This window comes from Phytomonospora sp. NPDC050363, assembly GCF_040655735.1.
Lineage (GTDB): Bacteria > Actinomycetota > Actinomycetes > Mycobacteriales > Micromonosporaceae > Phytomonospora.
Window position 1 is genome coordinate 61,865 of sequence record NZ_JBFAKK010000017.1, and the last position, 14,868, is coordinate 76,732.

Below are 14,868 nucleotides of genomic sequence, written 5' to 3' on the forward strand. Positions count from 1 at the left end.
TGTCCAACATGCCTGACAAAGACATCACCCGCCTCTCCTTCGACGTGGTCGTCATCGGCGCCGGCGGTGCCGGGCTGCGGGCCGCGATCGAGGCGCGCATGGCCGGTAAGAAGACCGCGATCATCTCGAAGTCCCTGTTCGGCAAGGCCCACACGGTCATGGCCGAGGGCGGCGCGGCCGCCGCGATGGGGAACGTGAACTCCAACGACAACTGGCAGGTCCACTACCGCGACACGATCCGCGGCGGGAAGTTCCTCAACCACTACCGGATGGCGGAGCTGCACGCCAAGGAGGCGCCGGACCGCATCTGGGAGCTGGAGACCTACGGCGCCCTGTTCGACCGCACCAAGGACGGCAAGATCAGCCAGCGCAACTTCGGTGGTCACGAGTACCCCCGTCTGGCGCACGTCGGCGACCGCACCGGTCTCGAACTGATCCGCACGCTCCAGCAGAAGATCGTCTCCCTTCAGCAGGAGGACTTCGCGGAGTTCGGCGACTACGACGCCCGCCTGGCCGTCTTCGCCGAGACGACGATCACCGACCTGATCCTGGACGGCGACAAGATCGCCGGTTCCTTCGGTTACCGGCGCGAGAACGGCGAGTTCCTGCTGTTCGAGGCGCCTTCGGTGATCCTGGCGACCGGCGGTGTCGGCAAGTCCTTCAAGGTCACCTCGAACTCGTGGGAGTACACCGGCGACGGGCACGCGCTGGCGATGCGCGCGGGCGCGAACCTGGTGAACATGGAGTTCCTGCAGTTCCACCCGACCGGGATGGTGTGGCCGCTTTCGGTGAAGGGCCTGCTGGTCACCGAGTCGGTTCGCGGTGACGGCGGGGTTCTGCGCAACTCCGAGGGCAAGCGGTTCATGTTCGACTACATCCCCGAGGTCTTCAAGGCGCAGTACGCCACGACCGAGGAGGAGGGCGACCGCTGGTACACCGACCCGGACAACAACAAGCGCCCGCCGGAGCTGCTCCCGCGTGACGAGGTCGCCCGGGCCATCAACTCCGAGGTGAAGGCCGGTCGCGGCACCGAGCACGGCGGCGTGTTCCTCGACGTCTCCACGCGCATGAAGCCCGAGGAGATCATCAAGCGCCTGCCCTCGATGCACCACCAGTTCAAGGAACTGGCCGACGTCGACATCACGAAGGTGCCGATGGAGGTCGGCCCGACGTGTCACTACGTCATGGGCGGTGTCGAGGTCGACCCGGACACGACGGAGTCGGCCGTGACGGGCCTGTTCGCCGCCGGTGAGGTCTCGGGCGGAATGCACGGCTCGAACCGGCTGGGCGGCAACTCGCTGTCCGACCTGCTGGTGTTCGGCAAGCGCGCCGGCGAGTACGCCGCGCTGCACGTCGACCGGCTCGGTGAGGCGCGTCCGCAGGTCTCGCAGGAGGCTTTGGACAAGGCTCTCGACCGGGCGCTGACGCCGCTGGTCGACACGCCGGACGAGGCGGCGGACGGCGAGAACCCTTACACGGTCCAGTACGAGCTCCAGCAGGTCATGCACGACCTGGTGGGCATCATCCGCCGCGCGGATGAGCTGGAGGACGCGCTGGTGAAGATCGGCGAGTTCAAGAAGCGGCTGGCGAACGTGCGCGTGGCCGGTGGCCGCAAGTACAACCCGGGCTGGCACCTGGCGCTCGACCTGCAGAACATGCTGCTGTGCAGCGAGGCGGTCGCGAAGGCGGCGCTGGAGCGGACCGAGAGCCGTGGCGGGCACACCCGCGACGATCACGGGAAGATGGATCCGGCCTGGCGCAAGGTGAACCTGATCTGCTCCACGCAGGGCGACGGTGTGGCGCTGCGGCGCCAGCCGGTGCCGACCATGCCGAACGAGCTGCTGAGCCTCTTCGAGCGTTCGGAGCTGGCGAAGTACCTGACCGAGGAGGAGCTGGCGGTGTTCGACGCGGACAACGCCACGGACGCCGTCTCTCCGGAAGCCACGGTGTCGGGTGGCGACGCCACGGACGGCAGCGCCTCGGACAGCACGACGGCCGCCCCCTCAGGCGCCACGGCAGTCGACCCCGCAGACGGCTCGAAGGACGGTGAGAAGTAATGACTACTCGACACTTCCGCGTGTGGCGGGGTGACGACGAGGGCGGTCAGCTGACCGACTACGACGTCGAGGTCAACGAGGGTGAGGTCGTTCTCGACATCATCCACCGGTTGCAGGCGACGCAGGCGCCGGATCTGGCCGTGCGGTGGAACTGCAAGGCCGGCAAGTGCGGGTCTTGTTCGGCCGAGATCAACGGCAAGCCGGGTCTGCTGTGCATGACGCGGATGAACACCTTCGGTGACGAGCAGACCATTACCGTGACGCCGGTCCGGACCTTCCCGGTCATGAAGGATCTGGTCACGGATGTCTCGTACAACTACGAGAAGGCTCGGGAGATCCCGGCGTTCACGCCGCCCGCGGACCTGAAGCCCGGTGAGTACCGGATGCAGCAGGTCGATGTGGAGCGTTCGCAGGAGTTCCGCAAGTGCATCGAGTGCTTCATGTGCCAGAACGTGTGTCACGTGATCCGCGACCACGAGGAGAACAAGGAGGCCTTCGCGGGTCCCCGGTTGTTCATCCGGGCCGCCGAGCTCGACATGCATCCCCTCGACGCGCGCGATGACCGCAAGGAATTCGCGAAGGAGGAGCAGGGGCTCGGGTTCTGCAACATCACGAAGTGCTGCACCGAGGTGTGCCCCGAGCACATCAAGATCACCGACAACGCGATCATCCCCATGAAGGAGCGCGTTGTGGACAGGAAGTACGACCCGTTGACGTGGCTCGGCAGGAAGATCTTCCGCCGGGATCAGCTGGAGTCAGGCGCGAAGTAGCCGCTCGGGGCTGCTTTGGGCTTGAGGCTTGAGGCTTGAGGCTTGAGGCTTGAGGCTGCCTGAGACTGCTTGAGCTCCGGCCGGGTCGGAACCCGACACGAACGATGAGCACGAAAGAGCGCCCCACCGGAGACCGGTGGGGCGCTCTTTCGTTGCGGGGGAAGGACTTCAGCGCTTCACGATGGCGAGGAAACCCACCCAGTCAGCAGCGGTGAGGGTGAGAACCGGGCTTTCGGCGAGCTTGGAGTCACGAACCTGGAAACGGCCGAGGTTGGCCCTCGCTTCAACGCAAGCTCCGCCGCTCTGGCTGCGACTGGACTTCTTCCACGGGGAGACGCCCACCTAGAACTCCTCTATCGGTAGTCCTCGATCGAATGACTGCTCGAACACCCGATGGTAGATCGCGGCGGTCTCGGCGACCTCGTCGTACCGACTGCCCTCCAACCCTTCGGTGTACACGCAATCGGGCTCATCCGTGTCCTCGGGAAACCGCAGGATCATGAACGGGCCCCGGAGGAGCGGATGCGGCGCACCGGCCGTGCTCAGCACTCTGACCTCGGCGTCCGGCGACCGCAAGCGCGCCAACTGATCCGCGCCGCCGAGTCCAGGAAGCGCCCACTCCCCCATGAGAACCTTCACCACCGGGCGAGGCTCGCGGGACCAGAACGTGCCGAGCCTGCGCTCCCAGATCTCCATCCTCGCCTGCACCGTCGCCGCGTCGATCTCGTTGCGGCGGTGCAGTTCGCGTGCGTACTCCTCGGTTTGGAGCAGCCCGGTCACGAGGTTCGGTTCGAAGATTCGAAGCTCCGAAGCCATGTACTCCAACTCGATGAACAGCGGGAAGCCCTTGATAACGCTCTCGCCGTACCGGTCGCCCCAGGGACGGTCGGCGGCCTTGAACATGTTCTCCAGCTCGGCGCACAGCTCTGCCGGGGCGCCGTAGTACTCGGCGAGCCGTCCGATGGCGGGAAAAGTGAGGCTCACGGACTGTCCGGCCTCCAACCGCCGGATGGTTCTCGTCGAGCCCACGATCCCCGTCGCCTCTACTTCTCTGAGCCCGCGCCGGCCCCGAAGCCTGCGCAGGCGACGCCCCAACTGACGCCTCGTGAACGTGATCGCCATGTCCACAGTGTGGCATCGACTGCCACGGGGCGCAACGCCACTCTTACTCAATGCACGTTTGGCATTGTCACCGGCAACGCGGCGATCTAACGTCCCTTGTGTACCGGTGCGATTACCACCGGTCATTCATCGAGGTGGGGACCACCATGCTGACCCGTTGGATCGACACTGCCCTCTGCGCCTGCGTGGCGGGAGCCCTGGTCGGGCTGACGTGGTTCAGCAGCGTCGACGAGGGCCCCTTCTGGATCGCCTGCGGCGCAACCCTCACCGCCACCGCCGCGACCCTCGCCGGCCGCCTCGCGTGGGTGCTCCCCGGCCTACCCGACTCAACCGACTCGCCCGACTCAGCCGACGGCAACACCAACGAACAGAAGGAGTCCTGACATGGCCCTCGTAGTGGACTGGGCGAAGATCGCCGCCGCCCACGTCGAAGAACCCGGCGGCGGCATCTGCGCCGACTGTCGCCGCCCCCACCCGTGCCCCGCCGCCCGCATGGCCGACCGCACCCTCCGCGACATGCGCGAACTCCAGCGGGAGGCCCGATCATGAGCCCGCTCCCGATCGGCGACACCAGCGCCGCCCCCAAGCCCACCATCGGCGTCGTCTTCTCCGCACCCACCTCCGCACCCGCCCCCGCCGCGCCCACCCCTGCCCCTATCCCCCTCGCACTCCCCAACATGTCCACCCCGACCGCCGCCTGGCGCGCGGCCGGCATCGCCTCCGGCTGCCTCGCCCGCGAAGCCGCCCGCGACCGCCGCCCCACGGAACTCCGCGAAAGCCTCCGCGTCCTCCTCGCCGTCGCCACCTCCCTCGGCGTCAACCTCGGCATCGACCTCCGCGACACCGGCGGCGGCCCTTCCCTCTACCCCATCCCCGGCCCCGACGCCGACCTCGCCCTCACCGAAACCCAGCAACACCACCGCGCCCGCCTGCGCCTCTCGATCCGCGAACTCCAGGTCCTGCGCGGCATGTCGGAAGGCAAGTCCAACGCCGCCATCGCCCGCGACCTCTCCATCGCCGAGGACACCGTCAAAACCCACGCCCGCCGCATGTTCAAGAAAGTCGGCGCCCGCGACCGCGCGCACTCTGTGGCGATCGCGTTTCGGATCGGCCTCATCACGTGAACACCAGGTCTCGGCACGACAACGATCCCCTTTGAACCACCGTGATCCCCGCGACTATCCCGCCCCCGCACACCCCGAAATCACGGGCGCGTCCCCTCCCGGAGACGCGCCCGTGACCAAAAAGCGACCTGCCGATCCCACAGATCAGACCGGTGCGACCCCCGAATCGTCACCGATCAGCCCGCCCGCGACATCACCGAGGACACCGTCGAGCGCCCACACCCGCACGAAACCGTTGCGGCCACCCGTGATCGCGACCGCCCGCCCCTCCAACTCGGTCACCCGCACCGCGCTCACCTCATCGCCGTGCTCACCTTCGGCGACGACCTTCAACGCACCCAGGTCCCACACCCGCACCGCACCGTCGGCGGCACCGGTCACCGCGACGGGCCTGCCGTCCACCAGGCCCGCGTCGAGACACCGGATCCCGACACGGTCGAAGTCGGGCTCGTCCTCGTCGTCACCGTCGTCCCCGCCGTCGCCCTCAGCATCGCCCCCGATGTCGTCCCCGATGAAGTCGTCGGGGCCACCCCGCCATTCCTCCGTCACCGGATCCCCGACCACCACGCGGTCGTCCCCACCGGCGACGATCACCTCCCGACCATCCACAGTGGCCAGCGCCACACCGAAGACCCTGATCCCCGGGTGGTACATCTCCCGCACCGCCCGATCCCCGTTCGGGTCCACGATGGACACCGTCCCGTCGTACCGGCCCCAGACCACCACCGGCTCACCGCCCAGCTCCCCGGCGGCGATGTCGCTGGTCGACTCGAAACCCGCGTAGAACTCCGCCGGCTCCGCCTCATCCCCACCCGCCGGATCCCACACCCGCAGCCTCGGCGGAACACTGCTGTCCCCCGCGATGAGCACCGGACGCCCGTCGACGATTCCACCGATGGCTTGGCCGACGCCGGCGTGTTCGAGCCGCGCGTGCGCAAGCACCCGTCCGCTCTCCAAATCCCACAAGGCGAAGGGCTGATGCTGCGCCCCCCGCCGATGACGACGCGGCCGTCGTGGACGACGGCCGCGATCGCGACGATCTCAATGAAGTCCATGCCGTCGCCCGCGCGAAACGGTTTGGCCGGCGGATGCTCCCGCCACTCGCCGGCCGCCGGATCCCACACGTGCACGTCACTGCGGGAGTCGACGCACACGACCTTCGTGCGCCCGTCGTGGTGGACGACATCGAAGTCGTCGATGACCGCCCCGGAAGGGATCCGGGCGGCCCGAATCGTTGAAAACACCGACATGCCGCCCGACTCTAGAGCCACCCTGAGACAGCCCCGGCTACGGGCACAGCGCCCCGGCGAGGATCCCCACGATCTCGTCCTGCGTTGCCCCACGCAGGTAAGGGTTGTAGCTCAAGGTCGCGACCCGGCCGTCGTCGGTGCGCAGGCTGTAGGTCAAGTACCCCAGCAGCTGCCCCCCGTGCCCGAACGCCGACTTCCCGCACGGCAGCGGGTACTCCTGCAAGCCGAGGCCGTACTCGAACAGCGGCGTCCCCGTCGCCACGGTCTGGCGCATCTCTCGCAGCGACTCCCGGCTCGTCAACCTCCCCGACAGCAGCGCCGTGAAGAAGCGGTTGAGGTCGGCCGTCGTCGAGATCATCTCGCCGGCCGCCCAGTCGAGCGAAGGGTTCTGCTCGGTCGCATCGACCAGCACACCGTCCACAGTGGTGTACCCATGCGCGTGCGGCTCGGGCAGACCCGGATCCTCGCCGGGAACGACGGTGTCGCGCATCCGCGCCGGGCGCAGGACGCGGTCTTCGACCTCGTCGGCGAAGGACTCTCCGGTCAGCCGCTCGATCAGCATCGCCGCGACGATGTAGTTCGTGTTCGAGTAGTGCCACTGCGAGCCCGGGACCTCGAAGTCCGGGCCGTGCGCGAAGGCCACGTCCAGGAGTTCCCGCGGCTCATAGGAGTCGAAACGCGCGTCGCCGCGCCAGCGGTTCGTCGAGTAGCCGGGCTCGCTCATGTAGTCGTGCAGGCCGCTGCCGTGGTTGAGAACGTGCCGCACGGTGATCGCCGATCCGTTGGGCACCACCCCTGGCAGGTGCTCCTCGACGAAGTCGTCCAATCCCAGCAGACCCTCGTCGACGAGCTGCAACACGACCGTGGCCGCGAAAGTCTTGGTGACACTGCCGATCCGGAAATGCCCCCGCCGATCGGCCGGCTCCGACCCACCGAGCTCGGCCACCCCCGCCGCACCCGACCAGTGCTCGCGGCCGACGTCGACGCGAAACAGCGCGGCCGAGGCCGCTTCACCGTCCACAAGGGCGTCAAGGCGCTGCTGAAGGTCGGCGCCGGGGATGGTCGACGGGGCCGACAGCGCGGAATCGGTCGCCGGGGCCGGGGTGGTCGAAGCGTTCGCGTCGACCGCGAACACCCCCAGCCCGGCGAGCGCGGTGAGGGTCAGGGCGGTGGTGAGGACTCGTCTTCTCGTCATGCCCCGAAAGCTACGGATCCCGGCGGTGGCCGCCATTGCGGATGAACCGGAGCTTCGTTGCGGAAAACCTCACGTCCGCCGGACGCGGGCACTACCCCCTCGACCCCGGCGGTGCGTTCTGCCGGTCCACCAGGACGTCGAAGCGGTCGCGTTCGCGAAAGCCCACGAGCGCCAGCGCCCGCCACCGATGGGCCAGCACCTCGCGCAATGCGGCGTCGACCGTCTCCGACGGCGTGCCGGTCCCCAGCGCCCTCGCGGCCTCGGCGAGCAGTTCCTCGTCGAGGTCTATGCGTACCCGAGCCATCGACCGCCTCCTCGGACCCCGGCCGGCGGGTCGGTGCGAGCCGCGATGACCACCGGTAGCGGTGAGGATACGTGGTGTTGGGCGCGGGGTGGGCGCCTACTCCTTCTTCTTCAGCGAGTGGCGCAGCACCGCGTCCTTCTCCGACACCATCCGCTCCAGCCCGACCTGGTAGTCGCGCAGCGTGGCCGTGAGCTTCTCGTCGGCCACCGCCAGGATCCTGGCGGCCAGGATCCCCGCGTTCTTCGCGCCGCCGATCGCCATGGTGGCCACCGGGATCCCGGCGGGCATCTGGACGATCGACATGAGCGAGTCCATCCCGTCGAGGTACTTCAGCGGAACGGGCACGCCGATGACCGGCAGCGTGGTCGCCGAGGCGACCATGCCCGGCAGGTGGGCGGCACCGCCGGCGCCGGCGATGATCACGCGCATGCCGCGATCGGTGGCGGAGTCGGCGTAGGCGAGCATGCCGTGCGGGGTGCGGTGGGCGGAGACGACGCGGACCTCGTGGCTGATCCCGAACTCGTCGAGCACGTCGGCGGCGGGCTTCATCGTCGGCCAGTCGGAGTCACTGCCCATGATGATCCCGACCAGGGGTTGCGCGTAGTTCGTCATGTCCCCGATGATTCCAGCACTTCAGTGCTCGATGTGGCCGACCCCGTCGCGCAACCACGTCGCCGCGGCCTCGGCGCGGGCGCGGGCGTCGGCGAGGTCGTCGCCGAGGACCGTCACGTGCCCGATCTTGCGGCCGGGCCGCACCGCTTTGCCGTAAAGGTGGACCTTCGCGCCCGGGTCGGCGGCGAAGAGGTGGTGCAGCCGCTCGTCGATGCGCATGCCGCCGGGCTCGCCGCCGAGGACGTTGGCCATGACGACCCAGCGCGCGGTCAGTTCGGTGGCGCCCATCGGGTAGTCGAGGACCCCGCGCAGGTGCTGCTCGAACTGCGAGGTCCGCGCGCCCTCGATGGTCCAGTGGCCGCTGTTGTGGGGGCGCATCGCCAGTTCGTTGACGAGGATCCGCCCGTCGGTGGTCTCGAACAGCTCGACGGCCATCACGCCGGTCACGCCCAGCTCGCCGGCCAGCGAGATCGCCAGCCGCTGCGCCTGCGAACCCAGCTCCTCCGAGAGGTCCGGCGCCGGGGCGATCACCTCGACGCAGATCCCGTCGCGCTGCACGGTCTCCACGACCGGGTAGGCCGCGACCTGCCCGAACGGCGAGCGCGCCACGACGGCCGACAGCTCGCGCGCCAGCTCGACCTTCTCCTCGGCGATGAGCGGGACTCCGCTGCCGACGACGTCGGCGGCCTCCTCGGCGCTGCCGACGATCCACACGCCTTTGCCGTCGTAGCCGCCGCGCACGGCCTTCAGCACGCACGGGAAGCCGAAGGCCTCCACGTCGGCGAGGGACGCGATGGGCGCCCAGCGCGGGACGGGCGCGCCGAGTTCGGTGAGGCGCTCGCGCATGGCGTGCTTGTCCTGCGCGTAGATCAGCGCCTCGGCGGAGGGCTGGACGTTGACGCCGTCGGCGACGAGGGCGCGGATGTGGTCGCCGGGGACGTGCTCGTGGTCGAAGGTGACCACGTCGCAGTCCTTGGCGAAGGCGCGCAGGGCGTCGAGGTCGGTGTGGGAGCCGATCTGCACGTCGGCGGCCACGAGGGCGGCGCCGTCGGTGGGCGACTCGGCGAGGACGCGCAGGGACTGGCCGAGCGCGATCGCGGCCTGGTGGGTCATGCGAGCGAGTTGTCCGCCGCCGACCATGCCGACCTTGGGGAGTTGCGTGTGCTGGTCCATCGCGGTGAAGCGTAACGAGGCCCGCACCCGGGCTGAGCGGGGGCGGGCCTCGATTGAAGGGTTGCTTACACCGGGGGTGCGGCGGGGGTGCTGCCTACGCCTCGCGGCGGCGGCGGGCGATCAGGAGGGCGCCGAAGCCGGCGGCGAGGACGCCACCGCCCACGAGGCCCAGGGTCGCCAGGTCGGCGCCGGTCTTGGCCAGCGGGCCCTTGGTCTTGCTCGGGGTCGGGCTCGTGCTGGTCGGGGGCGCTCCCGCGCCGCCTTCCGGCGAGATCTTGATGGTCACCTTGGCGCTGTCGGAGAGCTTGCCGATGACGAGCTCGTAGGTGAAGGTGTCGGTGCCGCTCCAGTCCTTGTCCGGCGTGTACGTGAAGGCGCCGGTCTTGGAGTCGAAGACGAGCTTGCCGTGGGTCGGCTCGGAGACCAGCTCGACGGCGCCGCGGTCGGCGGGCTTGTCGTTGCTCCTGACGTTGCCGGTGACGGGCTTGTCCTCGGTGCCGGTGAACGCGTCGTCAGTGGCGACGAGTTCGAAGGGGAGGTCGTAGTCGATGACGAACTTCCACTGGGTGGTGCTGTCCGGCTTGCCGTCGGTGACGGTGGCCTCGAAGGTCGCGTTGCCGTCGGGGTTGTCGGTGCCGGTGAAGGTCAGCGACTTGCCGTCGTCGGCGGCCTCGACCGAACCGTCGCCGTTGACCTGCGAGACGGCGGTGATGGTGAGTTCGTCGCCGTCATCGTCCGTGCAGTGGTCGCCGACCTGGAAGGTCAGGGCCGCGCCGGTGAAGGTGATGTCATCCGAGATGGGGCAGTTCGGCGCCTGGTTCTCTTCGTCGTCGGCCGAGGCCATCGCGGGCGCCGCCAGCGCCAGTGCGAAGGCCGCCGCGGCCACGCCGAGGGCTCTGACGGTGTTGCGGGATGTACGAGTCATGTTCGGGCATTCCTCCCCGTTGGGCAGTCCGCTGCGCAGTCCACTGTGGGGTGAACACGTCTCATAATCGCCGCGGGTTGCGCCATTTCTCCGCCACCGGAATCGATCTTCGACAATTGATCATGCATAGGAAAAGATCCGGATCGCCTTTCGGCGATCCGGATCCTCGGGTCGTGCCCGTCGAGTGGGAGATTCGCTTAGATCTCGCCCGTCTCCTTGCGGCGACGCGAGAACCACAGCGCCACGGCACCGGCACCGAGGGCGCCCGCGCCGGTGACGGCGACACTCGTCAGGGACATGCCGGTCTTGGCCAGCTTGTCCTTGTCGTTCTTGGCGGCGGTGTCATCGCCGTTGTTGTTGTCGCCGGTGTTGTCGCCACCGCCGTTGTTGTTGTCGTCATCGTCGCCATCGTCGCCGCCGCCACCGCCGGTGGCGGTGATGGAGATGCTGACCGTGGCGACGTTGGTCTTCTTGTCACCCTTGACGAGGTGGTACGTGAAGGTGTCCTTGCCCGACGTGCCGGCGTTCGCCTTGTAGGTGAACGAACCGTTCGCGTTGAGCGTCAGCGAGCCCTTGCCGGGCTTGGCGTCGAGAACCACGTCCCAGTCACCGGCGGGCGAGTCCTCGGAGCCGTCGTTGTCCCGGACGTTGCCGGTCTTCGTCGCTCCGGCCTTCACCGAGAACGAGTCAGGGTTGGCGTTCGGGTCATCGGGCTCTTCGGCCTTGTACCTGAGATTGATGGGCCATACGCTCGGCTCTTCGTTCTCATCGCCGTCCGACACGAGCGCCTGGAACTCCGCCACACCGGTCTCGGTGTCCGGGATTCCGGTGATCACGACGGTGTCGCCGACGATCGCGGCCGAACCGAGACCGCTCAGGCGCGTCACCTCGACGATGGTGAGATCGTCGCCGTCCAGGTCACGGCACTCGACGTTGACGTCCGCCGTCGCGACGGGCCACTGGAGATTGGTGGTGTCGCACTCGGGCACAGCCTGGGTCGAGACATCGGCCGAAGCCATCGCGGGAGCCGCGAGAACAAGAACAAAAGCAGCCGCACCGGCCCCGGCCAGCCGCGCCGTGCGCGGCGCGAGATTCTTCATTTACCGGTTCCTCCGTCCCCGATAAGTCGACTGTCGACTATCAGGGCGAGGATATGGGAGGCGATCAACCCTCGGCCACCTCGCGAATCCATTGAAACCGCAACGATTCGGCTGATAATGGTCCGATGTGAGCCCCGTCAACACATAACGTTTCGGCCACTAATCTGTCCAATAGGGACCGAACGGACGATGATAGTCGCCTAGCTGACTGTCGAGAATGCGCGTCGTCGCCCGCACACGACCGCAATGTCCCCTAGTCTGTGATGGCCTGGTGACAGGTGTGCGACCCACAGTCACATCCTCCCGGCCGAAACCGAATCCGAACCAGCGAGAGACACCACGCCGATGGCGCCCCCACCGCACTCTGACGGCGAGCCGCCGGCCGACGCCGACAACTCCGTCAGCGACGCCGATCTCATCACCGCCACCCGCGGCGGTGACACCACGGCGTACGGCGAGCTGTACGCGCGCCACGTCGGCGCGGCCAACCGCCTCGCCCGCATCCTCGCCCGCGACGGCGCCGAGGCCGACGACCTCGTCTCGGAGACCTTCGCCAAGGTCCTCACGACCATGCGCAACGGGCGCGGGCCCGACCTCGCCTTCCGGGCCTACCTGCTCACCACCCTGCGGCACACCTTCTACGACCGCACCAAGCGGGACAAGAAGATCGAGTTCACCGACGACATGACCCGCCACGACCGCGGCGAGTCGTTCGAGGACCCGGCCGTGGCGGGCATGGAGCGCAGCTACGCCGCCCGCGCCTTCAAGCGCCTCCCGGAACGCTGGCAGGTCGTCCTGTGGCACACCGAGATCGAGAAGGAGACCCCCAAGCAGGTCGCGGTCCTGCTCGGCCTGAGCCCCAACGGCGTGTCCGCGCTGGCCTACCGTGCCCGCGAGCGCCTGCGCCAGGCCTTCCTCCAGGAGCACGCCAAGGACACCGCCGACGCCGACTGCCAGTGGACCGCCGACCGCCTCGGCGCGCGCGTGCGCGCCGGGCTCTCGCCGCGCGACTCGGAGAAGGTCGACCACCACCTTGAGGACTGCGCGCCCTGCAAGCTGCTGTTCGCCGAACTCGGCGAGCTCAACCAGTCGATCCCGAAGCTGATCGCGCCGCTCGTCCTGGGCGCGGCCGCGATCCCTTATCTGGGCGCGGGAGTCAAGGCCGTCGCGGCCGGCGCGGGTCTCGGTGGCCTGTTCACGGGCGCCTGGACGTGGATCCTGCGGGGCGGCGACAAGGTCCGGCAGGTCGCGCAGCACGTCGGCGGCAAGGGCGCCGCGGTCGGCGGTGGCGTCGCGGCGGTCGCCGTGGTCGTCGCGCTGATCCTGGTCGCCAACGAGGGGCCGCCTCCGCCGCCGGTGGCCGACCCGCCGGCGAACAACGCGCCGGCGCCCCCTCCCGACGATCCCGCGGACCCGGCCGATCCGCCCGAGGACCCGCCCGGGGTCCCGCCCGACGACCCGACCAGGCCCCCGTCGAACCCGCCGCCGACCGCACCGTCGCCGACACCGCGACCGAGCGATCCGGCGAAGGACTTCGCGATCTACACCCCCGAGATCGGCAACGACCTGGTCGCCGGGAACTCCGGGACGCTGCCGATCACCGTCCGCTCACCCGAACGCGCGTCGGTCGGCGTCGCCCCCGAGGGCGGCGGGCAGGGCGGCGGCGTGGGGACCTTCACCGAGCGGGCGGCGCCCGACGACGTCGTGCTGGTCGCCTCGGTGCCCAGAGGCGTCACGCTGAAGGAGAGGAGCGCCGGCGACGGCTGGTCCTGTGTGGACGGTCGCGAGGAGGGCTCGACGCACCGGATCACCTGCACGCGCCCGAAGCTCAAGGCCGGCGCCAGCAGCACCGCCCGCCTCAAGCTCGACATCCCCAAGCAGGTCAGCGGTTTCCAGAGCGTCAAGGTCACCGTCGACACCGCCGACCGGCAGGGCGAGGCGAGGCTGCGCATCGCGATCGCGCCCAAGGGCATGAACACCGCCTACGCCAGCGTGAAGGCGACCGGCATAGCGGTGGTCGGCGACACCCTCCTGACCTGCAAGAAGCAGCCGCACTGCCTCAAGGGCCCGATGCTGGACAACCACACGCGCCGGATGACGCCGTATGTCGGCTCCGACCCCGACGTCGCGGTCAGTTCCGCCGAACTGAGCCTCCCCTCGGGCGCCGACGTGACCTGGGCGGGCCTGTACTGGACCTCCTCGGGCACCAGCGTTCCCCGTAACGTGCACCTGTCGGGGCCCGGCGGCAGCCGAGAGCTCTCCCCCGACCGCGTGTACAGCGGCTACGAGCGGGCCGTGACGCAGGCCGTCGCCGAGGTGACCGACCTGATCCGCGCCGGCAACTGGAAGGTCTCCGTCGACGCCGGCCTGCTCCCCGACGGCGTCACCGAGTACGCCGGCTGGAGCCTCGTCGTCGCCTACGACAGCGGCGCCGACAACGAGGTCGGTGTCTACGAGGGCCTCGCGCAGCCGCGCCACGGCACCACCCTCGACCTCCAGGTCGAGCACAGCGGGCCCGTCACCGTCGGGTTCGTGCTCTGGGACGGCGACCGCAGCCTCGGCGGCGACTGCGCGGCACTCGGCTCGGCGACCGTCGGCGAGAACGGCAACCTCGGCCACAGCCAGGCCGCCGGTTCCGGCGAGGACCACACCTTCGGCGTCGACGCCGCCGTCCACAAGGTCGACACCTCGCCCTCGAACGACACGCTGAGGATCACCACGGGCTGGGACCCGCTCGACATCGGCGTCATCGCGACGGCCGCCTGATGACCGATGCGCCGCGCGGGCGTGGTCGCGCGCTCGCGGGCGAGTTCGGGAAGTTCGGCACCGTCGGGATGACCGCCTACGCCATCGACGTCGCCGTGTTCAACCTCGGCATTCTCGTCCTCGACTGGCCCGACCTGGGCGCCAAGTGCCTCTCCACGGTGATCGCCGCCTCACTGGCCTTCGTGGGCAACCGCTACTGGACCTGGCGGGACCGGGTCCGCTCCGGCCTGCGCCGCGAGTACGGGCTCTACTTCCTGTTCAACGCCATCGGGCTGGGCATCTCGCTGACCTGCCTCGGCGTCAACCACCTGCTCGCCGCCGAGTGGCCCGGCGTGTTCGGCGGGCCGCTGGCGGCCAACATCGCCGCCAACCTCGTCGGAGTGGGCCTTGGCACCCTCTTCCGTTTCCACGCCTATCGTCGGTGGGTGTTCCAGAACGTGTGAACACGCGGCCCGGATCACATTCGCCTA

Annotated in this window: 13 protein-coding genes and 3 pseudogenes; 7 read left to right on the plus strand and 9 right to left on the minus strand. The window is 69.1% G+C overall.

The window, feature by feature from the left end:
• Positions 1 to 8: 8 nt before the first annotated feature.
• Together AB0I28_RS34265 and AB0I28_RS34270 are read left to right on the plus strand one after the other, a co-directional pair.
• Positions 9 to 1,907, plus strand: a pseudogene (locus tag AB0I28_RS34265) (fumarate reductase/succinate dehydrogenase flavoprotein subunit); the annotation flags it as partial.
• Between the two features lie 149 nt (positions 1,908 to 2,056).
• A pseudogene (locus AB0I28_RS34270) lies at positions 2,057 to 2,809 on the plus strand (succinate dehydrogenase/fumarate reductase iron-sulfur subunit); the annotation flags it as partial.
• 186 nt (positions 2,810 to 2,995) lie between these two features.
• Here the strand turns inward: AB0I28_RS34270 and AB0I28_RS34275 are convergent.
• Both AB0I28_RS34275 and AB0I28_RS34280 read right to left on the minus strand, forming a co-directional pair.
• A complete protein-coding gene (locus AB0I28_RS34275) occupies positions 2,996 to 3,169 on the minus strand; it encodes a DUF397 domain-containing protein (RefSeq protein WP_357499884.1) in 174 nt (57 codons plus the stop codon).
• Positions 3,170 to 3,949, minus strand: a complete 780-nt coding sequence (locus AB0I28_RS34280) for a Scr1 family TA system antitoxin-like transcriptional regulator (protein ID WP_357499885.1) — start codon at positions 3,947 to 3,949, stop codon at positions 3,170 to 3,172.
• A 146-nt stretch (positions 3,950 to 4,095) separates the two neighbouring features.
• On the opposite strand from AB0I28_RS34280, the gene AB0I28_RS34285 reads away from it, so the two are divergent.
• The 3 genes and pseudogenes from AB0I28_RS34285 to AB0I28_RS34295 form a co-directional block, all read left to right on the plus strand.
• Positions 4,096 to 4,332 carry a hypothetical protein gene (locus AB0I28_RS34285; RefSeq protein ID WP_357499886.1) on the plus strand — a complete coding sequence of 79 codons (237 nt, stop codon included), beginning with the start codon at positions 4,096 to 4,098 and terminating at the stop codon, positions 4,330 to 4,332.
• Position 4,333: 1 nt separating this feature from the next.
• Positions 4,334 to 4,498 (plus strand): hypothetical protein, encoded by a 165-nt coding sequence (locus tag AB0I28_RS34290; RefSeq protein WP_357499887.1) that lies wholly within the window; start codon positions 4,334 to 4,336, stop codon positions 4,496 to 4,498.
• Between the two features lie 386 nt (positions 4,499 to 4,884).
• A pseudogene (locus AB0I28_RS34295) lies at positions 4,885 to 5,073 on the plus strand (helix-turn-helix transcriptional regulator); the annotation flags it as partial.
• Positions 5,074 to 5,217: 144 nt separating this feature from the next.
• Here AB0I28_RS34295 and AB0I28_RS34300 read toward each other — a convergent pair.
• The 7 genes from AB0I28_RS34300 to AB0I28_RS34330 form a co-directional block, all read right to left on the minus strand.
• The gene (locus tag AB0I28_RS34300; protein ID WP_357499888.1) at positions 5,218 to 6,015 is read right to left on the minus strand and encodes a hypothetical protein; all 798 of its coding nucleotides are present in this window, start codon (positions 6,013 to 6,015) and stop codon (positions 5,218 to 5,220) included.
• A 345-nt stretch (positions 6,016 to 6,360) separates the two neighbouring features.
• Positions 6,361 to 7,518, minus strand: coding sequence for a serine hydrolase domain-containing protein (locus AB0I28_RS34305; protein WP_357499889.1), 1,158 nt, complete (start codon positions 7,516 to 7,518; stop codon positions 6,361 to 6,363).
• Positions 7,519 to 7,609: 91 nt separating this feature from the next.
• Positions 7,610 to 7,822, minus strand: a complete 213-nt coding sequence (locus AB0I28_RS34310; RefSeq protein ID WP_357499890.1) for a type II toxin-antitoxin system VapB family antitoxin — start codon at positions 7,820 to 7,822, stop codon at positions 7,610 to 7,612.
• Between the two features lie 96 nt (positions 7,823 to 7,918).
• On the minus strand, positions 7,919 to 8,434 hold the full coding sequence (purE, locus tag AB0I28_RS34315) for a 5-(carboxyamino)imidazole ribonucleotide mutase (protein ID WP_357499891.1): 516 nt from the start codon (positions 8,432 to 8,434) through the stop codon (positions 7,919 to 7,921).
• 21 nt (positions 8,435 to 8,455) lie between these two features.
• Entirely contained in the window at positions 8,456 to 9,607 is a 1,152-nt protein-coding gene (locus AB0I28_RS34320) for a 5-(carboxyamino)imidazole ribonucleotide synthase (RefSeq protein WP_357499892.1), read from the minus strand.
• Positions 9,608 to 9,701: 94 nt separating this feature from the next.
• Complete coding sequence (locus tag AB0I28_RS34325; RefSeq protein ID WP_357499893.1) at positions 9,702 to 10,532, minus strand: Ig-like domain-containing protein; 831 nt, start codon at positions 10,530 to 10,532, stop codon at positions 9,702 to 9,704.
• Positions 10,533 to 10,729: 197 nt separating this feature from the next.
• Positions 10,730 to 11,632 (minus strand): Ig-like domain-containing protein, encoded by a 903-nt coding sequence (locus tag AB0I28_RS34330; protein ID WP_357499894.1) that lies wholly within the window; start codon positions 11,630 to 11,632, stop codon positions 10,730 to 10,732.
• A 345-nt stretch (positions 11,633 to 11,977) separates the two neighbouring features.
• Between AB0I28_RS34330 and AB0I28_RS34335 the strand changes: the two genes are divergently transcribed.
• Positions 11,978 to 14,398, plus strand: coding sequence for a sigma-70 family RNA polymerase sigma factor (locus tag AB0I28_RS34335; protein ID WP_357499895.1), 2,421 nt, complete (start codon positions 11,978 to 11,980; stop codon positions 14,396 to 14,398).
• Positions 14,398 to 14,841, plus strand: a complete 444-nt coding sequence (locus AB0I28_RS34340; RefSeq protein ID WP_357499896.1) for a GtrA family protein — start codon at positions 14,398 to 14,400, stop codon at positions 14,839 to 14,841. Before AB0I28_RS34335 ends, AB0I28_RS34340 begins: the two co-directional genes overlap by 1 nt.
• Positions 14,842 to 14,868 lie beyond the last annotated feature (27 nt).

What these genes read in the sequence shown, in the direction of transcription:
- AB0I28_RS34280 (WP_357499885.1), bottom strand. Translation starts at nt 3,949, where the DNA reads ATGGCGATCACGTTCACGAGGCGTCAGTTGGGGCGTCGCCTGCGCAGG.
- AB0I28_RS34285 (WP_357499886.1), top strand. Translation starts at nt 4,096, where the DNA reads ATGCTGACCCGTTGGATCGACACTGCCCTCTGCGCCTGCGTGGCGGGA.
- AB0I28_RS34290 (WP_357499887.1), top strand. Translation starts at nt 4,334, where the DNA reads ATGGCCCTCGTAGTGGACTGGGCGAAGATCGCCGCCGCCCACGTCGAA.
- AB0I28_RS34305 (WP_357499889.1), bottom strand. Translation starts at nt 7,518, where the DNA reads ATGACGAGAAGACGAGTCCTCACCACCGCCCTGACCCTCACCGCGCTC.
- AB0I28_RS34310 (WP_357499890.1), bottom strand. Translation starts at nt 7,822, where the DNA reads ATGGCTCGGGTACGCATAGACCTCGACGAGGAACTGCTCGCCGAGGCC.
- purE (WP_357499891.1), bottom strand. Translation starts at nt 8,434, where the DNA reads ATGACGAACTACGCGCAACCCCTGGTCGGGATCATCATGGGCAGTGAC.
- AB0I28_RS34320 (WP_357499892.1), bottom strand. Translation starts at nt 9,607, where the DNA reads ATGGACCAGCACACGCAACTCCCCAAGGTCGGCATGGTCGGCGGCGGA.
- AB0I28_RS34325 (WP_357499893.1), bottom strand. Translation starts at nt 10,532, where the DNA reads ATGACTCGTACATCCCGCAACACCGTCAGAGCCCTCGGCGTGGCCGCG.
- AB0I28_RS34330 (WP_357499894.1), bottom strand. Translation starts at nt 11,632, where the DNA reads ATGAAGAATCTCGCGCCGCGCACGGCGCGGCTGGCCGGGGCCGGTGCG.
- AB0I28_RS34335 (WP_357499895.1), top strand. Translation starts at nt 11,978, where the DNA reads ATGGCGCCCCCACCGCACTCTGACGGCGAGCCGCCGGCCGACGCCGAC.
- AB0I28_RS34340 (WP_357499896.1), top strand. Translation starts at nt 14,398, where the DNA reads ATGACCGATGCGCCGCGCGGGCGTGGTCGCGCGCTCGCGGGCGAGTTC.